At 61.7% G+C, this 25,190-nt stretch carries 23 protein-coding genes and 2 pseudogenes; 10 read left to right on the forward strand and 15 right to left on the reverse strand.

From position 1 onward, the window contains the following. Positions 1-3 precede the first annotated feature (3 nt). Together RG540_RS30405 and RG540_RS30410 are read right to left on the reverse strand one after the other, a co-directional pair. A complete protein-coding gene (locus RG540_RS30405; RefSeq protein WP_041366102.1) occupies positions 4-1,008 on the reverse strand; it encodes an ABC transporter permease in 1,005 nt (334 codons plus the stop codon). Next, on the reverse strand, positions 1,008-1,994 hold the full coding sequence (locus RG540_RS30410) for an ABC transporter permease (RefSeq protein ID WP_041366103.1): 987 nt from the start codon (positions 1,992-1,994) through the stop codon (positions 1,008-1,010). Before RG540_RS30410 ends, RG540_RS30405 begins: the two co-directional genes overlap by 1 nt. A gap of 310 nt (positions 1,995-2,304) precedes the next feature. Here RG540_RS30410 and RG540_RS30415 point away from each other — a divergent pair, with 310 nt between their 5' ends. From RG540_RS30415 to RG540_RS30445, 7 genes are read left to right on the forward strand one after another with little or no spacing between them, the layout of a single operon-like run. Further along, complete coding sequence (locus tag RG540_RS30415) at positions 2,305-3,345, forward strand: ABC transporter substrate-binding protein (RefSeq protein WP_041366104.1); 1,041 nt, start codon at positions 2,305-2,307, stop codon at positions 3,343-3,345. Between the two features lie 12 nt (positions 3,346-3,357). Beyond that, complete coding sequence (locus RG540_RS30420; RefSeq protein ID WP_041366105.1) at positions 3,358-4,590, forward strand: acyl-CoA dehydrogenase family protein; 1,233 nt, start codon at positions 3,358-3,360, stop codon at positions 4,588-4,590. Positions 4,591-4,598: 8 nt separating this feature from the next. Further along, positions 4,599-5,633 carry an ABC transporter substrate-binding protein gene (locus RG540_RS30425; protein WP_041366106.1) on the forward strand — a complete coding sequence of 345 codons (1,035 nt, stop codon included), beginning with the start codon at positions 4,599-4,601 and terminating at the stop codon, positions 5,631-5,633. Beyond that, a complete protein-coding gene (locus RG540_RS30430; protein WP_041366107.1) occupies positions 5,630-6,496 on the forward strand; it encodes an NmrA family NAD(P)-binding protein in 867 nt (288 codons plus the stop codon). Before RG540_RS30425 ends, RG540_RS30430 begins: the two co-directional genes overlap by 4 nt. A gap of 5 nt (positions 6,497-6,501) precedes the next feature. Next, positions 6,502-7,755 carry an FAD-dependent oxidoreductase gene (locus RG540_RS30435; RefSeq protein ID WP_041366108.1) on the forward strand — a complete coding sequence of 418 codons (1,254 nt, stop codon included), beginning with the start codon at positions 6,502-6,504 and terminating at the stop codon, positions 7,753-7,755. Positions 7,756-7,773: 18 nt separating this feature from the next. After that, complete coding sequence (locus tag RG540_RS30440; RefSeq protein WP_041366109.1) at positions 7,774-8,424, forward strand: NAD(P)-dependent oxidoreductase; 651 nt, start codon at positions 7,774-7,776, stop codon at positions 8,422-8,424. A gap of 29 nt (positions 8,425-8,453) precedes the next feature. Next, positions 8,454-9,806 (forward strand): NtaA/DmoA family FMN-dependent monooxygenase, encoded by a 1,353-nt coding sequence (locus tag RG540_RS30445; protein WP_046599195.1) that lies wholly within the window; start codon positions 8,454-8,456, stop codon positions 9,804-9,806. A 42-nt stretch (positions 9,807-9,848) separates the two neighbouring features. On the opposite strand, the gene RG540_RS30450 is transcribed toward RG540_RS30445, so the two are convergent. The 10 genes and pseudogenes from RG540_RS30450 to RG540_RS30490 form a co-directional block, all read right to left on the reverse strand. Beyond that, positions 9,849-10,319 (reverse strand): glutathione S-transferase family protein, encoded by a 471-nt coding sequence (locus tag RG540_RS30450; protein ID WP_244446736.1) that lies wholly within the window; start codon positions 10,317-10,319, stop codon positions 9,849-9,851. 24 nt (positions 10,320-10,343) lie between these two features. Continuing rightward, a pseudogene (locus RG540_RS33725) lies at positions 10,344-10,550 on the reverse strand (hypothetical protein); the annotation flags it as partial. A gap of 43 nt (positions 10,551-10,593) precedes the next feature. Beyond that, complete coding sequence (locus RG540_RS30455) at positions 10,594-12,702, reverse strand: molybdopterin cofactor-binding domain-containing protein (protein WP_051909918.1); 2,109 nt, start codon at positions 12,700-12,702, stop codon at positions 10,594-10,596. Further along, the gene (locus RG540_RS30460) at positions 12,702-13,181 is read right to left on the reverse strand and encodes a (2Fe-2S)-binding protein (RefSeq protein WP_041366110.1); all 480 of its coding nucleotides are present in this window, start codon (positions 13,179-13,181) and stop codon (positions 12,702-12,704) included. The genes RG540_RS30455 and RG540_RS30460 overlap by 1 nt, the downstream gene beginning before the upstream one ends. Before the next feature lie 148 nt (positions 13,182-13,329). Beyond that, positions 13,330-14,304 (reverse strand): Bug family tripartite tricarboxylate transporter substrate binding protein, encoded by a 975-nt coding sequence (locus RG540_RS30465; protein ID WP_046599196.1) that lies wholly within the window; start codon positions 14,302-14,304, stop codon positions 13,330-13,332. Between the two features lie 132 nt (positions 14,305-14,436). After that, positions 14,437-15,060 carry a nuclear transport factor 2 family protein gene (locus RG540_RS30470; protein WP_041366111.1) on the reverse strand — a complete coding sequence of 208 codons (624 nt, stop codon included), beginning with the start codon at positions 15,058-15,060 and terminating at the stop codon, positions 14,437-14,439. A gap of 85 nt (positions 15,061-15,145) precedes the next feature. Next, complete coding sequence (locus tag RG540_RS30475; RefSeq protein ID WP_041366112.1) at positions 15,146-16,651, reverse strand: tripartite tricarboxylate transporter permease; 1,506 nt, start codon at positions 16,649-16,651, stop codon at positions 15,146-15,148. Positions 16,652-16,669: 18 nt separating this feature from the next. Further along, positions 16,670-17,128: a tripartite tricarboxylate transporter TctB family protein gene (locus RG540_RS30480; RefSeq protein ID WP_080725147.1), complete on the reverse strand. Its 459-nt coding sequence runs from the start codon at positions 17,126-17,128 to the stop codon at positions 16,670-16,672. 237 nt (positions 17,129-17,365) lie between these two features. Further along, positions 17,366-18,127 (reverse strand): SDR family NAD(P)-dependent oxidoreductase, encoded by a 762-nt coding sequence (locus RG540_RS30485; RefSeq protein WP_051909920.1) that lies wholly within the window; start codon positions 18,125-18,127, stop codon positions 17,366-17,368. 209 nt (positions 18,128-18,336) lie between these two features. After that, complete coding sequence (locus tag RG540_RS30490; RefSeq protein WP_244446737.1) at positions 18,337-19,050, reverse strand: HpcH/HpaI aldolase family protein; 714 nt, start codon at positions 19,048-19,050, stop codon at positions 18,337-18,339. Positions 19,051-19,331: 281 nt separating this feature from the next. Here RG540_RS30490 and RG540_RS30495 point away from each other — a divergent pair, with 281 nt between their 5' ends. After that, a complete protein-coding gene (locus RG540_RS30495; protein WP_041366115.1) occupies positions 19,332-20,225 on the forward strand; it encodes a BKACE family enzyme in 894 nt (297 codons plus the stop codon). Between the two features lie 27 nt (positions 20,226-20,252). Further along, positions 20,253-21,164 (forward strand): cupin domain-containing protein, encoded by a 912-nt coding sequence (locus tag RG540_RS30500; RefSeq protein WP_041366116.1) that lies wholly within the window; start codon positions 20,253-20,255, stop codon positions 21,162-21,164. Positions 21,165-21,213: 49 nt separating this feature from the next. On the opposite strand, the gene RG540_RS30505 is transcribed toward RG540_RS30500, so the two are convergent. Continuing rightward, positions 21,214-22,236, reverse strand: a complete 1,023-nt coding sequence (locus RG540_RS30505; protein WP_041366117.1) for an NAD(P)H-quinone oxidoreductase — start codon at positions 22,234-22,236, stop codon at positions 21,214-21,216. Positions 22,237-22,259: 23 nt separating this feature from the next. Beyond that, positions 22,260-23,207, reverse strand: a complete 948-nt coding sequence (locus RG540_RS30510) for a DUF6282 family protein (protein ID WP_080725148.1) — start codon at positions 23,205-23,207, stop codon at positions 22,260-22,262. 118 nt (positions 23,208-23,325) lie between these two features. Here RG540_RS30510 and RG540_RS30515 point away from each other — a divergent pair, with 118 nt between their 5' ends. After that, the gene (locus RG540_RS30515; RefSeq protein ID WP_040125559.1) at positions 23,326-24,108 is read left to right on the forward strand and encodes a helix-turn-helix domain-containing protein; all 783 of its coding nucleotides are present in this window, start codon (positions 23,326-23,328) and stop codon (positions 24,106-24,108) included. 42 nt (positions 24,109-24,150) lie between these two features. Here the strand turns inward: RG540_RS30515 and RG540_RS30520 are convergent. Then, positions 24,151-25,151, reverse strand: a pseudogene (locus tag RG540_RS30520) (LacI family DNA-binding transcriptional regulator). Positions 25,152-25,190: the final 39 nt, after the last annotated feature.

Raw genomic sequence — 25,190 nt, forward strand, 5'->3', positions numbered from 1 at the left:
GTCTCAACGATCCTGCGAGAAACGGGGATTGAGTGCGTCGTTCAAGCCGTCGCCGATGAGATTGAGGGCGAGGACGGTGAACACGATTGCCAGCCCCGGCAGCGCGGTCAGATACCATGCGGTGCGGACGAGCTCGCGACCGGTACCGATCATGGAACCCCAGCTCACCACGTTCGGATCGCCAAGTCCCATGAAGGAAAGCGCCGATTCCATGAGAATTGCCGTCGCCACCATGACCGACGAGGTGACGATGATCGGCGGCAGCGCGTTTGGCAGGATCTCCCGGAAGATGATGCGGGCATGGCCGTAGCCGAGGCTGCGGGCCGCCATGACGAAATCCTTCTCGCGGATGGCGCGGAACTCGGCGCGGGTCAACCGGGCGACCGTCGGCCACGAGATGACGGCAATCGCAAGTGTCACCGTCGTCGCCGAGGGCTGCGCGATCGCCACCAGCACGACCAGCAGCACGAAGCTCGGCAGCGTCTGGAAGATTTCGACAAGCCTAACCAGCAGATCGTCAATCCAGCCGCCGAAATAACCCGCCGTCGAGCCAACCAGGACGCCGAACGTCAGCCCCAGCGCCGTTGCCATGAGCCCGACGAACAGTGAAATGCGCGAGCCATGCAGGATACCGGCAAGCACGTCGCGGCCGAGCGAATCCGTGCCGAGGGGATAGGCGGAGTTCTGCCCCGGCCACAGGAACGGGCGACCCACCATGGACAAGGGATCGTCCGGATAGAGGATCGGCGCTGCGAGAGCGACGAGGATGACGAAAACAAGGAAACCCGTGCCGAACAGCGCGTTCGGGTTCGACAGAAAGACCTTCAGCGCCCGCCGTCCGTTGGTCACCGCGACCGCCGCGCTCTGCTGCGAGCGGGCATCGGGTGCTTTCATGTTGGACCACGCCGGCCCGTTCACCGCAGCACCCGCGGCAGCCGCTTCCGGCTCGGCAGTCGCCTCGCGTCCGGCCGCAAGGCTGCGGAAGTTTCCGACATCGGTCGTGGACATCAGCGGGCTCCAATACGGGGGTCGAGCCAGGCGTGGATAATATCCACGGCGGCATTGGCGATGATGACGAGAAGCGAAGACAAAAGCAGGATACCGAGCAGCACCGTGAAGTCGCGGCCCATAACCGCCTCGAAGGCGAGCCGGCCGAGTCCCGGCCAGCTATAAACCGTCTCGACGACCACCGCGCCGCCAAGCATGCCGCCGATATGCATCCCGGCCATGGTGGTGATCGGGATCAGCGCATTGCGCAAGATATGCCGAGCGGTGACGCCGAAAGGCGTCAGCCCCTTGGCATAGGCGGTGCGCACGAAATCCTGGTTCTTGACCTCCAGCATCGAGGCGCGCGTCAGGCGGGCATAGATCGCCACGTAGAACAGCGCGAGCGACGTCGCCGGCAGCACCATGTAGCGCGCCTTGTCGAGAATTGCCGGCAGACCGGTCAGCCGCGATCCGATCGTCCCGGCGCCGCCGCTCGGCAACCAGCCGAGCTTCACGGAGAAGAAAACGATCAGCATCAGGCCGATCCAGAAGCTCGGGATCGAATAGAAAAGCAGCGAAAAGATCGACAGCAAGCGGTCCGGAATACGGCCGGCGAAGGTTGCCATCAGCGAACCGAGGACGACGCCGAGCAAGATGGCGATGGTCAGCGCGAGCGCCATCAAGGTCAGCGTGCCCGGCAGGCGCTGGGCGATCAGGTCGGCGACCGGCATGCCGTAGCGCGGCGAAAACCCAAGGCTGAAATGCGCGAGATTGTTGAGATAATGCCCGAGCTGCACGAGGACGGGATTGTCGAGGCCGAAGCGCGAGCGCAGTGCCGCCATGCTTTCCGCGGTCGCCGAGCCCGCCTCGCCGGCCATCACGTCGGCCGCGTCACCGGGCGCCAGCTGCAGCAGAAAGAAATTCAGGATGACGATCCCAAGCACGGTCGGGATCGCCTGCAGCAGCGTGCGTCGCAGTGTTCGTCCAATTCTCAGCAGCGCCGGCATCGTGCTCCGCCTCTCAGGTTCAAGGTAGCTGCACAGAGCAGCTCAAAGCTTCCAGAAACACCGATTTTGGTATCCGGTAATTTTGATAGTTGACTAATTCTATAGGCTTTGTCAAATCTGTTTGCGCAAAATAAAACCTGAGATCAATCATTTTTAGAAACTAAGTTTTAGATGATACTCATTTTTGGCTGATAAACGCAATTATCTCCCACTTTTCGCGAGCGAGAGGCAAGAACGCACTCGTTTGCGGCGATTGGAAGAAAAAGGCTTCCGCAGGCCTGAAGACGCGGACGAGGCATAGGAGGATACGATGACCATTCGCAACGCCATTTCTCAAATCTGGTACACGCGCTGCCCGGTGCCCACTCCGGTGGGTCTCGCGACCCAGCTCGGTCTGCTGGACGAAACTTTCGCCAGGGAGGGAATCACCCTCAACTCGATCATCGACAGCAAGGACCGGAACATCCGGTCCAGCCATTTCAATCATCACCTCGACTATTCCTTCCGTCACGGCGGCAATGTCCCGCCGATCCGAGCTCGCTCGGAGGGCAATCCGACGCGCCTCGTCGGCATTACCTGGACAGACGAGTTCCAGGCGATCATTACCCTGCCCGGCACCGGAATCAGAGCGACGAGGGATCTCGTCGGCCGCCGTTTCGGCATCGCCCGTCGCCCGCCCGGCATCGTCGATTTCATGGCCGCCACTGCGCTGAAAGGCCTGGTCTCCGCACTCTCGCTGGAGGGCCTGACCCACAAGGACGTGGAGATCGTCGATATTGCGCTTCCCGACTCGGTGCTCGACAATCGCGACGGGCCGCAGCTTTACGGCCTGCGCAACCGGCAGGCCTACGGGCCGGAAATCGCCGCCCTGCTTCGCGGCGAGGTGGATGCGATCTACGTGAAAGGCACGCCCGGCATCAGTGTCGCCAATCTCTTCGCAACCCACACGGTCGCCGAATTCGGCTTCCACCCCGACCCGAAAATCCGCATCAATTCCGGCTCGCCGCGCATCCTCACCGTTGATGAGCGGTTTGCCGAGGATCGGCCGGATCTCGTGGCGAAGCTCATCGAAACCTTAAAGCGCGCCAGCGCCTGGGCGGAAAGCCATCCAGACGACGTCCGCCGCTTCGTTGCCCGCGAGGTGGGCGCGTCGGAAGAGGTCGTCGCCTCCGCCAACGGACCGGACCTCCACAAGCATCTCGGTATCGGGCTCGAGCCTGACCTGGTGGAAGCGATCGGCCACTACAAGGATTTTCTGCACGAATGGGGCTTCCTCGCCTCCAATTTCGATATCGACGCCTGGGTCGATCATCGTCCCTGGGCACTGCTCGACACCCGTGCTGTCGCCTGATCGGAGAACTTCATGACCGCTTCGATCGATTTCGCACCGCTGATTGCCAAAGCCGAGGAACTGGGGAAACGCTTCGCGCTTACCGCGCGGCATTATGACGAGACGGGCGAATTTCCTTTCGCCAATTTCGATGCCCTTCACGAAGCCGGCCTTCTTGGCCTCGTGACAGCGGTCGAACATGGCGGCCTCGGCGGAGGGCTGACCGAAGCGCTTGCGGTCGTTTCCGCCATCGCCCGCGGCGAGCCTTCCACCGCGCTGGTGCTGTCCATGCATTATAACCAGCACTATTCGATCCGCGCGTCGGGCAAGTGGCCGAAGCATCTGGTCGAGCGGGTCACGAAGGCCAATCGTGAAGGCGTCGCGTTGATCAACGCCGCGCAGGTGGAGCCGCGCGTCGGCTCGCCTTCGCATGGCACGCCGCCGGAAACCGTGGCCCGCAGGATCGGCAATGAATGGCGGATCACTGGCCACAAGACCTATGCGACCGGCATTCCACTTCTGCGCTGGATCTCCGTGCTCGCCATTACCGACGAGCCGGAGCCGCGCCTCGGTTCATTCCTGGTGCCCACCAGCGCCGATGGCATCCGCGTGGAAAAGACCTGGAACGCCACCGGCATGCGCGCCACCAACAGCGACGACCTGATCCTCGACGATGTCGCGATCCCGCTGGAGGACGTACTCGACATCGCGCCGGCCAGTGAGGGCATCAAACGCGACGAACGCCTGGGCGCCTGGTATTTCAGCCTCGTCCCGGCGATCTATGACGGCGCCGCCCGAGGCGCCCGCGACTGGCTGATCGAATTCACCACATCAAGGGCGCCGGCAAGCCTTGGCGCTCCCCTCTCGACAGTACCCCGAATTCAGGACGGCCTCGGCCAGATCGAGGTCTGGCTGACGGTGAACCGCCGCCTGCTCCGCTCGATCGCCGAGGATTTCGATGCAGGGCGGCCGTTCGGTGCGGATGCGGCTGCGGTCAAGCATACCGTCATGGAAAACGCCGTCGCCGTCACCACGCTGGCACTGGAACTCGGCGGCAATCCCGGCATCAGCCGCGACAACCCACTCGAACGACATCACCGGGATGCACTGTCCGGCAAGGCACATGCGCCCCAGAACAACCTTATCCGCACCATGCTCGCCAGGGCCGCGCTCGGCCGGCATGCCTCTTCACCCGCGGCCGTGCTCGAACCGGTGCCCGTGCGCCCTCACCCGCAACCCCGCCTCGCCGTCGTCGGCCGCGGTTAGGAGCCATCATGCCTTCTCTCTCCTCCGTCTGGTACACGCGCTGCCCGGCGCCGACGCCCCTCTCCATCGCCCACCAGCTCGGCTGGATCGACCGACAGTTCGAATCCTCCGCGGTCGTGGTCCGCTCGATCCGCGACAGCAAGGACCCCGTCGTTCGCCAGAGCCATTTCACCCATGCGCTCGACTACTCTTTCCGGCAGGGAGGCAACATCCCGCCAATCTGGGCGCGCTCCGGCGGACGCGAGACCCGCGTCATCGGCATCACCAGCACCGACGAGTTCCAGGCGATCATCGCGCTCCCCTCATCCGGCATAAAGACCGGCGCCGAGTTGAAGGGCCGTCGCCTCGGCGTGCCGCGCAAGCCGGGCGAGAAAATCGTCGATTTCCAGCGCGCCACGGCGCTGAAAGGGATCGTTTCCGCACTTTCACTCGATAACCTGACGCACGATGACGTCGAACTCGTCTATCTCGACAGCACCGAGGCCAACCTGATCGAGCGGGGCAACGCCGCCTTTCTCGGCCTGAAGCGCCGTTACCCTTATGGCGACGAGCTCCTGGCCCTTGCCCGCGGCGATATCGACGCCTTTTTCGTCAAGGGTGCGGAAGGCGTCGTGCTCGCCAACCAGATCGGCGCGGTCGTCGTCTCGGAATTCGGCTTCCATCCGGACGCAAAGATCCGCATCAACAATGGCACGCCGCGGCCCCTGACGGTCGATGCGCGCTTCCTCGACGAGCATTTCGACCTCGTTACCGACCTGGTCCAAACCATCGGCAGGGTGGCGGCGTGGGCTGAAGCCAATCCCGACAATGCCGTACGCCTGATCGCCAATGAGATCGGCGTTGGCGAAGATGCGATCTGGGCGGCAAATGGCTCCCATGTGCACAAGCATTTGACGCTCTCGCTGGACGCAGACCAGATCGCCGCCTTCGACCATTTCAAGAGTTTCCTGCTCGAATGGGGCTTCATTCCCGCCGATTTCAATGTTTCGGCCTGGATCGACAGCAGGCCATTGGAAGCTGCAAGCCGGAGGGCCGCCGCATGAGCCGGATCCTCGTCACCGGCGCGACCGGCAGGCTGGGCCAGCTTATCGTCGAACGGCTCGTTGCGCAGAACCGGCCGGTCCGGATCCTCACCCGCCGGCCGGAAACGGCACGCAACCTGTTCGGCACCACCGTCCAGATCGCCGCCGGCGAATTTGCCGACCGCTACTCGCTCGATGCCGCCATCCGGGGCGTCGGGCGGCTTCTCCTCCTGTCACCGATCAGTGAAAGGCTGGCAGCGGACCAGATTGCCGTCGCCAACGCCGCCGAGGCCGCGGGCGTGCAGCGCATCGTCAAGATTTCCGGTTCGGACTGGACGATCGATCCGCCCGGCGTCTCGATTTCCGGTGACGCCCACGCAGCCGTCGAGCAACACCTCCGCCGCCTGCCGATCGACTCGATATTCCTTCGTCCGAATGCCTGGATGCAGGTGTCGCTTGCCAACACAATCAAGCACGTCCTGGTCGGCAATCCCGTCACCGCTGCGAACCTTGATGCCGGCGTCGGGTACATCGATGCCCGTGACATAGCCGATGTCGCCGTCCATCTTCTTCTCGCCGACCGTATCGCCGACGCCGCCACGCTCAACCTGACCGGTCCTGACGTGAAGACGCCGCGGCAGATCGCAAGCCTCATCGCGACAGCGCTTGGGCGACGGGTCGCGGCGATCGAGAAGCGGCCTGCCATCGGCCCTTCGGATACCGATTTTGAACATCGGGCCGTTGCACAATTCGCCACCCTCATCGCCGCCGGCCGCGCGGCCGTTACGACGGATATCGTCGCCTCGATCCTGGGGCGGCCACCGCGGAGCGTCGAAGCCTTCGTGTCAGATTATCTCGCCGCCGAAGCGGCCCTGGTTGGATAGAACCCATGAGTATTCCCTTCGTCGACATCGCCATTATCGGCGGCGGCCCTGGAGGCCTCGCGCTGGCCCAGGGCCTCAAGAAAAACGGCATCGACACCGCCGTCTTCGAGCGCGATCCGGTCCGCGCCGACTATGTGCAGGGTTTTCGCATGCGCATCCGCCAGCGTGGCATCGATGCGCTTCAGGCCAACCTGCCGCCGCATCTCTACGAAACCTTTCTCGATACGCTCGGCCTTGCGCCAACGGAAAATCTCGTACTCGACGAGCAGTTTAACCGGCTGGACGACACGGGCCGTGGCAGCGCAGAGCCGGAAGACACGCATATCGAAAAATCCGTAAGCCGCATCACGCTGCGACAGATCCTGCTTTCCGGCCTCGACGACATCTTTCAGACCGGCAAACGTTTTGAACGATACGCGCTTCAGCCGGATGGCACGGTGATCGCTCATTTTGCCGACGGCTCGGCAGTGCGCGCCAACCTGCTTGTCGGTGCTGACGGGACAGGATCGCCGGTGCGACGCCAGCTCCTGCCTGATCTCACCAGCATCGACACCGGCGTGCGCCGGTTGGCCGGCAAGATCACGCTCAAGGACGCCGAGCGCCATGGCATCTCGCCGTTGCTCACCGACTTCAACACCCATATCCGCCCGCGCGGCGGCCACACGCTGATGATCACCAGCCACCGGGTCGATCCGGCTGCCTACGCGCGTCATGGCCTGATTGGCACCGAGGACCCAAGCCATCGGGGTATTCCCGGGTTTCACTTCAATAACACCACCAGCTATGCCTGGTGGAACACGGCCTACGACACCGGCGAGCTCGGACCGGACGAAGCCTTGGAAAAGCTGGATGGCGCTGCATTGCTCGAGGCGCTTCTCGCGCGTGTCGCGCATTGGGACGAGCGCATCCTGAAGCTTATCCGGCATACCGATCCCTCGACGGTCGCATTCCTCAAGGTGAAAAGTTCGACGCCCGGCGCGATTTGGCAGACGGGACCGGTCACCCTGCTTGGCGACGCCATCCACGCCATGACCTATTTTCGCGCCCTGGGCGGCAATACCGCGCTCTACGATACCGGCCTTCTCGTGCCTCAGATCGTCGCCGCCCGCCGCCACGGCAAACCCCAGGCGGCTGCCGTCCACGATTATGAAAATGCCATGCGCGAACACGGCTACGAGGCCGTGCGCTCCTCTCTTTCGGCAATGTTGCGCAATGTCGGTGCCGGCCGGCCGCTTTCGGCCGTGGCCGCTCCCCAATAGCTTCAAGGAAATAATCTCATGTCCATCGTCGTCTTCGGCGCCTCCGGAAACATCGGCAGCAATATCCGCAAGGAGGCGTTATCCCGCGGACATCGCGTCACAGCCGTTACCCGTTCGGCGGATCTCGATCCCGCCGAACGCCTGACAGTCCTTAAAGCCGACATCGCCGATGCCGGCGATGTCGCAAAGATCGCCGCCGGCCACGATGCAGTGATCAGCGCCTATAGTCCCGGCCTGCGCCACCACTCCGCCGATGACGCGGCCGAACTCATCAGCAACGCGCATGAGGCGTTGTTTGCGGGGGTCAAACAAGCAGGCGTCCGCCGCCTTATCATCGTCGGCGGCGTCGGCAGTCTGGAGGCGAGTCCGGGTGTCGATGTGGTCGACAGCGATTTCTACCCGGCCGAACACAAGGCTCATACGCTGCGCAATCGCGAGATTCTGAGGAGCCTCAGGCGCGGTGACCACGATCTCGACTGGACCTATGTCTCGCCGCCGCTTTCGATCAAGGCTGGCGAACGCGCCGGCAAATTCCGACTGGGCGAAGACCGTCTGCTGCGCGATGAAGCCGGCGAAAGCCGCATCTCGGAGGCCGACTTCGCTATCGCCATCCTCGACGAACTCGACAGGGGCCAGTTCGTCCGCCGGCGCTTCACTGCCGCCTACTGACGGCCCGCCCAACCAGGATACCCAGACCCATGGCCAACACCCAGCGCAAGCTCAACCTCAATGTCGGCATCAACACGACCGGTTATCTCGGCAATGCCTGGAAATACCGGACGGGCAACCGGCACGAGATCACCGATCCCGACTATTACCGGCGCCTGACGGAGCTTGCTCACAAAGGCCTGTTCGACGCGGTGTTCTTCTCCGACCATCCGGCGCTGATGACCGATCCGAATGGCCGCCCCTTCCACACGATCGATCCGCTGATTCTCTGCACTGCGCTTGCCGCCCAGGTGCCGGATATCGGTTTCGTGGCGACCATGTCCTCGACCTACAATTCGCCCTATAATCTCGCACGCCGCACCCAGTCGACGGACATCATCTCGGGCGGCAGACTGATCATCAATATCGTCTCTTCCTTCAATCCGAACGTCGCCGCCAATTTTGGTTCGGAGCCGCTGCCGCCGCGCAACCAACGTTATGCCAAGGCCTCCGAATTCCTCGATGTCGCAAAGAAGCTCTGGGCCAGCTGGGACCCCTCCCGCGAAGGCGACGTGCCGGACGACCGTTTCTGGGATGCGACCAGCGCCCATACGATCGATCACCAGGGCAGCTATTTTACCGTCAAGGGCCCGCTCAACGTTCCGCGCGGGCCGCAAGGCCACCCGGTCATCGCCCAGGCAGGCGCGTCTGAAGGCGGCATCGACCTTGCCGCGCGCCATGGAGAGATCATCTACTGCAACATCCTCTCGCGTCCCGCCGGCCAAGCCTTCGGCAAGAAGGTCAGGGACCGCGCCATTTCATTTGGCCGAGATCCCTTGGGCATTCGCATCGTGCCCGGCCTCGTCGTCATTCTCGGCGAGACCCGCGAGGAAGCGCTACGCAAACACGAACTCTTCAGCGGCGCCGGCTCGGAAGACGGCCTGATCGCCCGCTTCGTCAAGGAGAACGGCATTGATCCTGACGGTTTCGATGCGGATGCGGTTCTGGATGCGGAGCGTTTCATCCCCGATCCAAACCGCCTGCAGGCGGTTGGCATGGGGCTTGGGCTTGTCGATCTGCTCACCCACGAGAAGCTGACGGCGAGAGAGGCCGTGCGACGTTCGGAAGGGCACCACCGCCTCCTGCTCGGCACGCCCGAGGAGGTGGCCGACGGGATCATCGATCTCTGGGCGGACGGAACCGTCGACGGCTATACGCTGCAGCCACCCCGCGCGCCGGACGATATCGAGGAATTTGTCGATAAGGTGGTACCGATCCTGCAGGATCGCGGCGTCTATCGTACCCGGTACGAGGAAAAAACCGTCCGCGAGCGGTACGGCCTGCCCTTTCCCGAAGCAGGCGCCGACATCGGCAGGAGCGCCGCCATTTCATGGCTGCGCTGAGCTCCAGTATGATGTGTTGAACCGCCTCTCGCTCGGCTTTGGTTAGGCATTGGTCGAGATAGCGGTTTTAAAATGAGGATTCATCTCGCGCTCCAGCACGGTTCGCACGGCTGTTCTTTCGAGCATCTGGTTTTTGTGCCGGGTGAAATGCCCAAGCGTCTCCATCGGCAAGCCGTTGCTCGTGCCCCAGCCATAAAAGACGAGCGCATAGGGGTCCGCGACCGTATATTGTTCGCCCATGATCCAATGGTGATCGGCAATCAACCTGTCGATTTCTACCATGCTCTCCCAGTATCTCGCCGCAGCCTTCGTCCGAATAGCGTCGTGAACCTCTTCCTCATCCGCGAACTGATAGGGCCGGAATTTGGCTTTCTGAGATATATGGGGCGTGTTCGAAAACCACGCCATCTGCGCGATACATTGCATCTGCTCGACAACATCTGTCGGAAACATGCGGAGTTCGGGATTGATGAGGCCGATATAGGCCAATATCGCGGAGTTTTCCGTGATCACCTGCCCATCCGGCGTCACAAGGGATGGAACTTTCCCCCGGGGATTGATCGCCAGGTAATACGGAGCGAGATGCTGTTGTTTCCGCAGCAACGTCTCGATCGGTCGAAATGGCCGGCCGGTCTCCTCGAGAGCGATATGGGGAGCAAGCGAACAGGCTCCCGGACTATAGAAAAGAACCGTTTCACCCTTCAGAGCCGAGAGCCCGCCTGAAAGCAGCTCAACATTCTCCATATCCCGTTCCTCCCTATTGTTTTCCAAGCCGCCGATCAGATACCTAAGCTCTCAAAGCGGCGGTCATGATCCGTTCCCGTGTCATCGGCATGTCGTGGATGCGCATGCCCAACGCATGAGCGACGGCATTGCCAATGGCCGCGGCGGTCGGCCCACCGGCGCATTCGCCTACTCCAAGCGCCTCATGCTGGTCCGCTCCGATAAGCTCAACGCGAATTTCCGGTATGTCCGAAAACCGAATGACAGGATAGCTATGCCAATCGACGGTCGAGATCCCTTGCGGACCGAAGCCCACCTCTTCGATCAGGGTCCAGCTGATGGCCTGAACGATATTGCCTTCGACCTGGTTGACGACGCCGTCGGGATTGATGACCAGCCCCGCATCCACGGCGCACCAGATATCGGTCACGCGCACCGCCTCGTCGACCTCGACGGCTGCGACGACCGCGGCATAGGCCGACGCGTTCTTATAGCGGGCGAGACCGATACCCAAGCCCTTCCCGGCACCGCCAGCGTCACGTGATGACCAGCCGGCCATCGCCGCGGCCCTTTCAAGGGTTCTGCGGGCACGCGGGTCGGAAAGGGTGGAAAGGCGGTATCTCACCGGATCCTCGCCGGCCCGGGCGGCAAGTTCGTCGATCAGAGCTTCGATGGCAAAGACATTCAAAGTCGCCCCGAGCCCGCGCAACGACGAGGTGCGCACCGGCACGTCGTGGATCAGGTGGTAGCTGATCCGCTTGGCCGCCATGTCGTAGAGCGGAATTCCGTTACGCACCGCACCTCCTCCCCGCTCGAGCGGAATGTCGAAGGGCTTGCGTTCGGGCGGTGGCTCCTTCATCGCCTCGGCGGCCAGCAGATAGGCGCCCCCAACCCCGGGGCGCTGGCCGTGGGTGGCGCTCCATATCTCGGTCGTCCAATCGGCGGGGCGCCCGGCGGCGTCGAGTGCCGCGTGAACGGTCACGATCATTGCGGAGGAGAGCGGTTCGTAGCCAAATTCCTCTTCCCGCCGCCACATCAGCCGGATCGGTTTGCCTGGAAGTGCCAATGCCACAAGAGCGGCATCCAACGCGGCATCATCGGCGCCGTTATGGCCATAACAACCAGCGCCTTGCACGTGGTGGCATGCGACATTTTCGAGGGGCAGGCCCACTGTTTTTGCAATGTTTTCCCGCAACGGATGCATGCCCTGGCCGTGCGACCAGACGGTCAGCATGCCGTCGCGGTAAACTGCGACGGCGCAGGACGGGGCTAAGGAGCCGTGAGACAGAAAGGGGCGGGAAAAGGTGGCCGACACGCGATCGGGTATGGAGCCAGCAAGAGGATCGCCGATCAGCCGGTCAATAGAAGGCTGTGCGGCCACCCATTCGGCCTTGGCCTGTTCGGGATGAAGCGCTCGAGCATTGGTCCAGACGGAATATTCCGCCGCAGCGACGGCCGCAGCGCGAACGGCGGTCTCGTCGATCCCCACAAACGCCAGGAAGTTATCGATGCGGATGACGTTGATATCGGCGGCGGCCTTGCGCCGCACGGCCGCCTCGTCGAGCAGGGCCAGCGCAGCACCGCGGCCAGGCTGGCGCAGGGTGCGGGCATGCAGCATGCCGGGCAGCGTCATGTCCTGGATGAAGCCCGATCCGGTCAGCTTTGCAGGAAGATCGAGCCGCGAAACGGAAGTGCCGACGAGACGGTAAGCATCCGCAGGCTTCGGCGAAACCATGCCTGTCGCCTCGGCAGAAAGATCGAGCTCGCCCGCGATCGCCCAATAGTCGATCCCGCTCGGAATACCGTTTCTGAAAAAGACACCTTCGACGATGGTGAGTTCATCCGGCGAGGCGTTCAGACGCAGGGCAGCATGCATCAAGGCAAGCGCGCGGACTTCCGCTGCGACGAGGCGAATTGCAGCGCCAGAATGCTCGATCGACCAGCTGGAGGCGGTATAACCTTCCCCCGGCCCCTCCACGCTGTTGCCGGACATCATGCTGATCTGGCCGATGCCCAAATCCAGTTCCTCCGCGGCGATCTGGGCAAGCGCGGTCAGAACCCCCTGCCCGAGCTCGACCTTGCCGGTGCCGATCCGTACCGTGCGGTCGCCGAGGAAGCGAAGCCAGCGGTCCAGACGCGGGTTGTCCTTCAGACTGTGGACAAGCCCCGCCATCAAACCACCTCATGGCGCAATGCGGCGGCTGCCTTGAGCACAGCGCGCAGGATGCGGGGATGCGATCCGCAGCGACAGAGGTTTGCATCGAGCGCCGCAGCGACTTCAGCGCGCGTGGGGTCCGGATTGCGATCCAGAAAGGCTTTCGCTGCAATGAGAATGCCCGACAGGCAATATCCGCACTGTCCTGCCTGCTCTTCGAGAAAAGCCTGCTGAAGCGGATGCAGCGCTTCGGCCGAGCCCAAACCTTCCACGGTGGTGATGCTGCGACCGCCAAGCGTACCGACCTCGCGACTGCAAGAATATTCTGCAGAACCATCGATCAGCACCATGCACGCCCCGCATTGCTCAAGCCCGCAGCCATATCGGCTGCCCTTCAGCCCCAGATGATTACGCAGCACGTCCAGTAGAGGCATAGTGGGAGGAACATCCAGGTCGTATTCCCGACCGTTGACGGTCAGAGTAAAAGGCTTGCTCATGCAATGCAGTCTCTTCTTTGCCTGCCTAACGAGATGTCCGGTAGCTGAGGATCGTAGCGGCGGGACCGCCCGGCCTGCTCTCTAAAAAATGCCGGGCGTTGAACTTCAGCACCCGGCAATCGCTTTGCCGCCCGCCTTCAGATCGAAATCAGCTCGGCTGGACGAGGCCCGCCTTGACCAAGGGTTTGAGGGATTCAATCTCGCGCTCGATCGAACCGCGCATTTCGTCTGGCGTATTGACCACGGCCGTTAGACCAAGCGACGCCAGCTTGGCTTTTGCGGCGGGCGTGTCGCTCCACTCCTTGATGGCCTTATGGATGGCACTGACGATCTCGGGAGACATTCCCTTCGGGCCGACCGCGCCGAACCAAAGGGTTTGATTATAGTCCTTGAGCCCCTGTTCCGCGACCGTCTTTACATTTGGCAATTCGCCGATGCGCTGTGCTGACGTCACGGCAACGCCGTGGATTTTCCCGTCCTTGATATGCGGCAGGTAATTGGACGGCGCGTCGAGAGCGAAATCGATATGCCCGCCGAGCAGATCGGCGAGCAGGGGCGGCGAGCCCTTGTAGGGGATGTGGTTTATTTCAATGCCGGTCTGCAGGCTGATGATGGCAGCACAGATATGACCTTTCGTTCCGGCGCCCGGGTTTCCGATATTTATCTTTCCGGGATTGGCTTTCGCGTAGGCGATCAATTCCTGAAGCGATTTCGCCGGCGCCTTGGCGCTTGCGGTCAGCAGTGCCGGGCTTTCTGCAACCACGGTGATGGGCGTGAAGTCGACCTGAGGATCATAGGCGAGATTGGTCTGCACCACCTTGTTGGCCGCGATCGGTGCACTGCCGCTGATGAGGATCGTGTAGCCGTCCGGCGCCGAGCGGGCGAGCTTTCCGCCTGCGAGTGCACCGGCCGCGCCGGCCAGGTTTTCGATAACGAACTGCTGGCCGAATTTCGTCGTCAGCAGGTCTGCCACGAGGCGGGCGATAATGTCGCTCGTGCCGCCCGGAGGGTAAGCCGAGATCACCACCACCGACTTGCTTGGCCAGTTGGCGGCAATTGCTATTCTGCCTGAAGCCAGCGCGACAGCTGATCCTCCGAGCACGATGAATTCTCGTCTGTTCATTCTGTTCCTCCTCCCACTCGTTGAATCGAGTTCCTTGGCTAAAGCCCTACCCTGTCTGCTGTTCAGGGCGAACTGCTGACTATCGCCGTTCCGCCCTTTGGAACGGCCGGCATGGTCTACCTGCGCCGGCCGTCATTCATGGCCGGCAAGCCAGCGTTCTTCGCCGGCGTGGAAAGCGCTGAGCTCGTCGGGCCGATCATCCCCCAAAAGGTCAGGACTGACCGTCACACCCCGCTTGTGCTGGATATAGGTGAGGAACTTGTAGGACGGCCGCATCGTCGCCAGAAGCGACCAGTCGACAGGCAGCACATCCGACGGATTGACCGGTTTCATGATGTCCCTCTCGAAAAGCACCTCGAAACTCATCAGCTTCCACGTCCCCGTTTCCCGGACCGCCCGAGAAAAAAAGCGGCAGAAGACGTGAACGTCGACTTCGATGTCGTCGGGACGAGCGCGGTTGAAAATCATCGCCGGACTTTCAACGGTTGCTCGATCACCGTTGACCTGCGCGAAAGCTGGAAACACCCAGTGCTTGCTGTTGCCGGTCGCGCCCATCCATTTGCGGGTCGCCTCCACATAGGCCTCTCCGCCGCGGGCATCATACCAGCTTGTGCGAATGTAAGCGTCCTTGTGGAAACATGCGCTCATGGTGTCGAAACGACGTTGGTCACGGGCAAATCGCTCGCGGCGCACAAGGTCGAATAGTTCTTCACGATCAAGAAGAGCTCGAAGGCGCTTGTCATCGTCCAGCTGCATATTAACCCCCTGAAGGTGGATCCATTGGTTCGGTCAGTGTCAGGCGCTCGCGGCAGAAGTCAGCCGGACGCTTCATTTGTTGCCGTCAGTCGGCCTCCTGCAGCCCCTCCTCGCGCACCTTGCGGAAGCGCGGCGATACAATCGACAGGAGGAGCAGGAAGGCAACGATCAGCGTGCCGAGACTGAGCGGGCTCGTGAAAAAGACCGTCGGGTCGCCATGGGAGATCAGGAGCGCCCGTCGCAGATATTCTTCGGCCATCGGGCCGAGGATCATGGCGAGAATGAGAGGCGCAGGTTCTGCCCCGACTTTCTTGAAGAAGTATCCGAGCACGCCGAACAGAGCCATCATGTAAACATCGAAAACGTTGTTGTTGATGCTGTAGACGCCGATCGCGATGAAGACGCAAATCACCGGGAACAGGAAATGATAGGGCACCGAGATCAGCTTCGCCCACATGCCGACAAGCGGAAGATTGAGAAACAGCAGCATGAGGTTACCGAGCCACATGGAGACGACAAGGCCCCAGAACAGGGCTGGCTGTTGCGTCAGGATTTCAGGCCCCGGCTGGACACCCTGAACCACCAGTGCACCGATCATCAGCGCCATGGTCGCGGTTCCGGGAAGGCCGAGCGTCAGCATCGGGATGAAACAGGTTTGCGCCGCGGCATTGTTGGCGGCCTCGGGTGCCGCGACGCCTTCGATCGCTCCCTTGCCGAATTGCTCGGGATGCCGGGAAATCTTCTTCTCCAGCGCATAGGCTGAAAACGAGGCGAGCAATACCCCTGCACCCGGCAACACGCCGACCAATACACCGATGCCGGTGCCGCGCAGGATCGGCGCGGACATTCGGCGCCAATCGTCGGCAGTCGGAAACAGGCTGCTGACCGTCGCCACGCTGGCGACCCGGTTCCGCTCGTTCTCCAGATTTGCAAGAACATCGCCCAGACCGAATATGCCGGTGGCGACGACGACGAAATCCAGCCCGTCCAGGAGGTTGGCGGAATCGAATGTATAGCGTGCGGCGCCGGAATTGACGTCGGTTCCGATCATGCCGAGAAGAACGCCGAACAACGCCATGCCGAAGGCCGTGAGCAGGGAACCACTTGTCAGCACCATCGACGTGATAAGGCCGAGCACGATCAGCGAGAAGTATTCCGCAGGCCCGAACGTCAAGGCGAAACTCGCCAGAAGTGGTGCCGATATCGCGATGAAGAGCGTGCCGACCGTACCGGCGAAGAAGCTGCCGATCGCTGCCGCCGCCAATGCCCGTCCAGCCTTTCCCTGCTTGGCCATTTCATGGCCATCCAGCGTCGTGACGACGGACGAAGCCTCGCCGGGAATGTTCATCAGAATGGCCGTGGTCGAGCCGCCATACTGGGAACCATAAAAGATGCCCGCCAGCATGATCAGCGCCGTGTCGATCGGCAGTCCGAACGTGAAAGGCAGCAGCATCGAAATGGTGGCGATAGGACCGAGGCCAGGCAATACACCGACGGCCGTGCCGAGAAACACGCCGAAAAAACAGTAAAGGAAGTTCTCCGGCGTGGTCGCCGTCGAAAATCCAAGCAGAAGTCCGTTGAATATATCCATGTCAAACTCCTGCGATGTCTATAGGCCAAGGCCCTGCAGCCAGTTTCCGACAATCGGAACAGGCAGGCCGAGCAGTTCCACAAAAAGGACCGAACAGAGCGCGGCAAAAGCAGCCGCCCCTGCGAAGGCTCTCCAGTCGAGCCGGAATTTTTCGCTCGTCGTGGCGCTGACGACCGTCAGCAGGAAGACGGCGATCGGCAGACCGAGCGGTTCGACGACCAGGCCAAAAATCAGGATCGCGAGGGAAACCACGACGATCGGCTTCCAGCCGATTTCCGGTATCGCAACGAGGGTCAGCCGCGATCGGAACAGAACCAGAATGCCTGTGAGAACGAGCAGGCTCGATATGATAACAGGAAAATAACCCGGCCCCATCCGACTGGATGTCCCGAACGGATAGCTTGCAGCCATCACTGCCGACCCGACACCGATGGTGGTAAAAAACAGTCCCAGTAAAACGTCTTGGCTAAGCTTCATCCGAGCTCCTCACCCCAGAAGAAGTGACACGCTATCGTCAGATACCGATGCATGGTCCATCTCTCGAGAATGGACCATGATCATCAACGCACTATCGAAACGTGCTCACATGGTTGATCAATACAAAGCTGGTGAAGGCTGGCAACGCGGCAATGACGATGTTTCACCAGACGAAGACGGTCGAAGCGGCGTGTCACAGAATAGCGCGCGGCGTTTCGGGCAACTTGCATGCTTGCTTTATAGATGGCGCCCCTCGTCGACAGGAACGATGATGCCGGTCGAGCTGGTGAGATGGACGATACAGGCGATAACCGCGCGCGCAACGTCATCCGGGGTGGTGATCCTCGCCAGAGGCAGCCTTTCCGCAACCTTCTGCAGCTGGTCTCGGGAACGATTGGGAACGAAATCCGTGTCCACGCCGGCAGGTGAAACGGAAAAGACGCGAATCTTGGGCGCCAGAACCTTGGCAAGCGCGATGGTGAGCGCATCAAGCCCGCCCTTGGCGGCCAGATATGCGAGGCTGCTCCCCACCCCCGTCCGCGCTGCAATGGAAGAGATGTTGACGATCGTCGCGCTGTCGACCTGTTCCAACAAGGGCCGAAATGCGCGGATCATGGCAAATGGGCCTCTCAGATTTACCGTCAACGCTCGATCGAAGATGTCATCCGTCAACGCGTCGAAATCGTTTGCCGCAACGGGCGTGGTGGCGCCTCCGCAGTTGACCAGGGCATCGAGGCCGCCGAATTTCTCTCCGACGGCGGAGGCTGCCTCGGTGACCGAGGCCGGATCGTCGATCGCGATACGAATTGCAACGTGACCGCTGCCCTGGAGGCCGTTCACGACCTCCTCCGCCATCTCGCGTCGGCTGTTGTAGCCGACGATGACGGTGCTGCCCATGCCGGCGAGACGTGCCGCCGTCGCCCGACCGATCCCGCTGTTTCCACCGGTGACGAGCGCGACTTTCGGAATTTTTAGTTCCGGGATTTCGATGGCAGTCATTTCCCCTCCCGGCAAGACCTCTTCGATTCCTGCCCATTATCGAAAGCTTGATGAAAATGCGGATCCGTCCAGCCATCCCCGCTGGTCGAACCCGATCAAGCAGGGACGTCGGCAATCTGCCCGGTCGACGCCCCCACGAAAAGCCCCGTCGTCCACAAGCGGCCGGTGCCGGGATCGCGATCCATAACGGTTTCGCCGGCGCCAGCCAGTTAGTCGCAATAGTCCTTCAGCGCCGCGCTGGCCGCCGATCGGATGAAGCCATGGTCGCTCGACACCAACATCGCGCTCGCGCCGAGCTCCCTGGCAAAGGCAAGATCTGCCTTGCCATTCGGCAATAGCATCAGGGGAACGCCGGCCTCCCGGGCGGCCGCGGCCACCGTGGTGGTGATTTTGGCCACCTTGGCGCCGGCATCGGGATCGTCGCCGAATGATGCGGTAAGATCCCCACGTCCCACGAACAATGCGTCGATGCCATCAACCCTGGCAATATCGCCTGCATGTTCGACTGCTTCGGCATCCTCGATCATCGCAATGCATGTCACCTGTCGATCCTGCATCGCCATATGCTGCACACCGCCGACCACGCCCCAACCGCTGGCGCGCGTGAGCCCCGCAAACCCGCGGCTGCCGCCTCTATACCGGCAGGCTCTGGCAATCGCCTGAGCCTTCTCAACCGTCGTCACATGCGGGACCATGATGCCGGAGGCACCGCAATCCAGTGCGGAGAGGATATTCGCGTCGCTGAAGTCGCCGACGCGCACGATCGGCGCGATATTCGATGCCCTCGCCGCAAAGATCATCATATCCGTAATGGCGCGATCAAGCGGCGCATGTTCCTGATCGATGACCACGAAGTCGTAGCCAACCGCCCCCAGGATCTCGACCACCTGGGTGGTCGGAAGCTTGAGGAACGTGCCGAGCATCCGATCTCGCGCCAGCAAACGATCGCGGAAGGAACTGAAGTGAGGATGTTGGTTGGTCATTGAGCCTGCCTTTTCGATAGCTGCTGCCTATACGCTGCGGACGCAACTACGAAGCCAATAGCCGTACCGTTTCTCGCTGCGGAACGCCGCCTGCGGCGGCCTGTACGTTTCTAGGCGCGAAACGGCCGCCGATAAGAATTGTGATCGGCGGCTTCCGGTGCGAGCGAATACGCGAACCCTCATGGTCGATAGACGACCGCACTTAGCAAGGAAGGCGACGCTTGGCCGATCCCACAATCATCACCTGTGCCGTTACCGGCAACATAACGAGCCCTTCGCAGACGCCCTATCTGCCGATCACGCCGGAACAAATCGCCAATGCCTGCCTGGAGGCGACCCGCGCGGGCGCGGCCATTGTCCATATCCACGTCAGGCATCCCGACGGCGGGCCGAGCATGGAGCTTTCCCACTACCGGGAGGTCGTCGAGCGCCTTCGGGCTGCCGACGATGACGTCATCATCAACCTCACCACAGGTCCTGGCGGTCGCTTCATCCCGAGCGAAGACGACCCGAAGACTGCCGCGCCGGGGACGACCCTGCTGCGGCCGGAACTTCGCGTCGAACATATCGCCGCATTGCGGCCGGAGATCTGCAGCCTCGACTTCAACACGATGTATTCCGGGACATCGGTGGTCATCAACACGCCGCGCAATCTGGCGATCATGGCCGATATCATTCAAAATGCCGGCGTCGTCCCCGAACTTGAAGTGTTCGATACGGGAGACATACAGCTCGCCAATCATTTCCTGCAGGAGGGGCGGCTCGATGGCCCGGCGCTTTTCCAGATCGTGCTCGGCGTCCGTTACGGCGCCATCGCGACACCGGAAACCCTTCTCTATATGAAATCGCTTCTCCCGACGGGATCGCATTGGGCCGCTTTCGGCGTAGGGCGCTTCGAGTTCCCGATGCTGGCGCAGGCCTGGCTGGCGGGTGGACATGTCCGCGTCGGCCTGGAGGACAACATCTATCTCGAAAAAGGCGTGCTGGCCGAGAGCAACACGGTCCTCGTCCAGAAGGCCGTGCGAATCGTGAAGGAGCTCGGAGGCACGATCGCCACGGTCGGTGAGACGCGCGAGATCCTGAAGCTGAAAAAACAGCTTCCAACGGCGATCTGAAACCCATCCAAAGCAAGGGAGATAAAGATGTACGTCCAAAGCGACCCGCGGTCGAGCCTGCAGGGCAGTGCCGCGCATAAGGATGCCGTGGCTCATACCAGCTATTTCGGCTCTCAGGCCGGCCTTTTCTATCGGGAAGACCCACAGGTCAGCGATGCCAACGGCGACACCTGGATCAGCCGCGGGCAGAACTTCGTCGTCGTCTATAGCAACGGTAAGGAAGGCGGCACCTTCTCAAGAGAGACCCAGCCTGACGAATATGCGTTGATCATCCCGGACAGGGAGACCTCGGTCGAGATCACCACGGCGCAAGGAAGCACAATCGTTCCGGGTTATTCCGTGGCCTTTGTGCCGCCGGGGGCAAGCTCGATCCGACTGCTGACCTCCGGCACGATCGTCCGGTTATTCACTCCGAAGTCGGAGGACCTGGCAAAGGCGGCATCCAACGCCGATGCCTTTAACGGGCCGCACCCCAACGTGGTACCGTTCGAAGCCTGGCCCGAACCGCCCGGCGGCCTCAAGTTGAAGTGGTATACCCTGGACGTGCCCGAAGATCCCTCCCGATTCGGGCGGATCTATCGCTGCACGACCTTCATGATCAACTATCTCACCCCGCGGATCGGCCCCCGCGAGCGCGACAAGGTCTCGCCACATCATCACGATGACTTCGAACAATGCTCGCTGGCGCTCAGCGGCAGCTTTACCCATCATCTGCGTTGGCCGTGGGCGACCAACATGAATATCTGGCGTGAAGACGAACATCTCTACTGCGAGTCGCCTTCGATCTGCGTCATCCCGCCACCCGCCATCCATACGACGACGGCGGAATCTGCCGGCGTCAATCAGCTGGTGGATATCTTTGCACCGCCGCGCGCCGATTTCTCGGCAAAACCGGGCTGGGTTCTGAACGAAGAGGATTATCCGCTGCCAAAGAGCTGAAGATTGACCGGCGGCGGCATCCACTGCCGCCCGACCAATCTCGGGAGCATCATGATCCGGGGCGGGGCACAGGAACGGTCTCGGCAAGCGCCGGATCGACCGCCAGCACAACCTTGCCGATCTGCCGGTTTTCGTCGAGGATGGTATGGGCGGCCTGAACCTGCGTGAACGGGACGATCTCGTGAATACGGGTCACGATAAGCCCGCTCTCGAGCAACGGCCAGACCTGATCGACCAATTCCCTGGCGATTTGCCCCTTGTAGGAAGCAGGCCTTGGCCGCAGCGTCGAACCGGTGATCGTCAGCCTTCGACGAACAAGCGCACGAATGTCCACTTCCGCGGTCGGCCCCTGATGGCTCGCGATGAAAACCAGACGACCGTCATTTCTCAGCAGGTTCAACTGGCGTTGCGTGTCAGGTCCGGCCTGACCATCGAGGATCACATCGACCCCCTCGCCGCCTGTCAGCGCACGGATTTCCTCGTCCCACCGGCCGCGGTAATCCAATGCCGCCCGCGCACCAAGAGCGCTGCAGACGGCTCGTTTCTCGTCGCTGCCAGCCGTGGCGAAAAGCGTGGCATTGCGCAGGTGTCGAGCAATCTGGATGCCAGCCATTCCCACTCCGCTCGTCCCGCCGTGGACCAGCAGCGTCTCCCCGTTTCCGAGCCGGGCAAGCCATATCAAGTTGTTCCAGGCGGTAAAGAAGACCTCCGGCAGCGAAGCCGCATCGACAAAGCTGAAACCACGCGGAATCGGCATGCACTGGACCGCCGGAGCGACGCAGTATTGCGCATAGCCTCCGCCGTTGACCAGTGCGCAGACCGCATCTCCAATCTGGAGCGCGTCAACGCCGTCGCCCACGTCTTCGACCATGCCGGCGACATCAAGGCCGATGATCGGGGAGGCTTCCGGCGGGGCTGGATAAAGCCCTCGCCGCTGCTGCACGTCGGGACGATTAACCCCGGCGGCGAAGACCCGTATCAAAACCTCTCCCGACCTTGGCCGCGGACGCGGCTGTTCGGCGATCTGAAGAACTTCCGGCCCGCCGGTCTTTTCGATCAGGACAACCTGCATGGTTTCGACCACAGTTCCGGCGCTCAGCCGGTCAATCCGAGCAGGCGGGCGGGATTGTCTGCGACCATGGTCCGCACCTCCGCCTCGCTGAAGCCGAGCGCCAGGCAAAGCTTGATGGCCTGACGCATGCCTTCCACCGGCGTCGGATTGTCCACCTGCCCGAGATCGGACCCGATCGAGGAATGTTCGACACCGGCCGCAAGGATATGCTCCTTGAGCTCCTCGGGCGTGTAGGTGTTGAAGCGGGAATCCACATAAAGCCCGGCGGACTGCTCGATCAGTGCGCCGAGCTTGGCCAAGTCGCGGACGTCTTCATACGTGAAATGCAGGCCGTACATGGGATGGTTGACGAGCAACCGCTTGACGCCACGTGAGCGCGCCTCGTCGAAGAGCTTCCAGATTTCCCATACATGCAGATGGCCCGACGAGAGGATCACATCGAATTCGGCGATGAGGTCCAGAATCTGCTTCACCTCGTCGAGGATTTTTCCATAGGGGTCGACAACGGTAAGCGCCGGAGAGGGCCGGAGCTCGACATTGGTTGCCAGCCGCGTCTTGCGATGCGCGCTGCGGATATGGTTGCCCGCCTGCGCCGTTGGCATCCAGATCAGCTTGGCACCCATCTTCAACTGGGCGTCGACGACGAACGGGTTTAGCCCTCCCGTCGAATTGTTGAGAACCAGGCCGCTGAACATCGACAGCCCGCGGTCTCCGAACAAACGCTCCATCATCGGAATGACGGGCGCCACCGAATAATGGTGATCCTTGAACAACACGGCGCGCATCCCGGCCGCCGCCGCTTCGTCGGCTGCCTCCATGTGGTCGAGCTTTCGCGGCATGGTCGACGGGCCGGAATGGACGTGAAGGTCGATGGCGCCCTTCAACAGACCATTGGCCACGTCATCGTCTATGCCAGCGATAAGCTGCCGGACTTGTTCCCTATTGCGGTTTGCATCGTCTGCCGAAGCCATGGTCTTCCCCTGTAATCAACTAGGCTCTGGTAAAGCGTGACCCCGGGAAACGACAACTTGTCTTGGCGGTCGTTCCGCGTTACGAAACGGTCGCCAAGATGCTACGGGAGGAGGATCCATGGGCATTCGAGCTGTCGAACGCGCGATGACCGTTCTGCAGGAACTCAACCTGCAGCCAATCAACACGATCGCGCAACTGCACGCCCGGACGAAACTTCCCAAGCCAACTCTCGTTCGCATCCTGCGCACTCTTGAAGATGCGGGATATGTCGAGAACGATCCCCGGCAGGGCGGCTATCATGTCAGCGCGCTAGTAACCTCCTTAAGTTCCGGTTTTCACAAGGATCCTCTGGTCGTGGAAGCCGGGCGCGCATGGGCGATCGCAATGACCCGGCAGCACAAGTGGCCGGTGGCGATTGCGTTGCCGGACTATGACAGGATGGTGGTACGTTTCAGCACCGTGCCGGACAGTTTCATTTCGCCGTTCCACAGCACGGTCAACAAACGGTTGAACCTTCTCACCCGCGGCCTCGGCCTTGCCTATCTGGCTTTTCTGGACAAGGAAGAATTCGAACTGATCATCGGTGTCCTGAAGCGCTCGGACGATCCGGAGAACGCCCTTAGCCATCATCCCGACGAGCTGAAGAGGCTCGTGGGAAGGGTGCATGAAAATGGATATGCCGTCAGGTCATCGCTGGTGGAGCCGAAAAACTCCAACACGATTGCCGTACCCATCATCGGTCAAGGCGATCGGGTGCTGGCGAGCATCGGTTTGACCTACTTCAAATCGGCATTCAAGTCGGAGCAGGAAGCTTGCGAGCGGTATGCCCCCATCCTGAAATCCGCGGCAAAAGCAATCTCGGAGGACCTGGATCGCCTTTCGAACCAACTTGCAGTCTGATTGCTTCGATCTTTCGCTCCGCTCTTAAACGCGGCATCGCAATCAGCCGCCCCGAACCGATCCGCGCCAAACCAGTTCGGCGTGCATCTTCTGAGAATTGCCAAGTTCCGCGGGCAGGCGGTCAAGCCAGGCTACGGCTTCGGTCGCTATTCGATCGATCGGCTGGGCGAAAGTGGTGAGGTTGTAGGAAGACCAGGACGACTGCTCGATGTCGTCGAAGCCGATGACGCAGACATCCGAGGGGATGGCGATGTTGAACTGGTGACGGGCCGCATCCATCAGCCCGCAGGCCAGCAGATCGTTGACGCAGAAGATCGCATCCGGCCGCTTTTCGCGGGTGAGAAGCCGCTGCGCCAGCATCGCGCCGCTCTGGTAGGTCGTCGGGCCGAAACGCTCCACCGTAACCTCGAACCATGTTCGCGGCCGGCGGCGCAGAACCCCTCCTCGCGCGCCATCAGGCTTGGCGTCATCGCCTCTGAATTGGCAAAGGCGAAACTGCGACAACCGGCCCGCAACAGCGCGATGAAGGCGCGTCGCGCCGCCTGCCGGTCATTGAGGTTGATCATCAGCGCGCCCTCCCGATCCTCGTCACGGTTGATGAGCACGAGGCGCTGGCCGCTCTTCAGGCAGAGGTCGGTGATCGATTTGTCGGGCATCCCGGAAAGAATGATTGAGGCATCGGCGCGATAACTGATCGCCTGCCGCAATGCCTGATCGACGCTGTCGTCCGAACGGTCGGTATTGATCAGCATGGCGATCTTCGACGTAACCTGAAGCTGCTGGGTCAGCGCGCGGACGAGCCTGGCACGATAGGGCGTGTCCATTTCCGACACGATCAGACAGACGATGCCGCTTTCATTACGCATCAGTCCGCGCGCGAGGTGGTTGACGTGATAACCAAGTTCTTCGGCGGCCTCTGTGACGCGGCGGCGCGTCTCGTCCGACACGCTGGCGCCGGGCGTAAAGGTGCGCGACACAGCGGACCGGGACACACCTGCCCGATCGGCGACCTCCTTGGCGCTGACGAAAATCTTGCGGCTCATCGCCACCCCTCCCTTGCCCATCTCATGCCTATTTTTGCA

The sequence above is a fragment of the Neorhizobium galegae bv. orientalis str. HAMBI 540 genome, from assembly GCF_000731315.1.
Taxonomy (GTDB): Bacteria; Pseudomonadota; Alphaproteobacteria; order Rhizobiales; family Rhizobiaceae; genus Neorhizobium; species Neorhizobium galegae.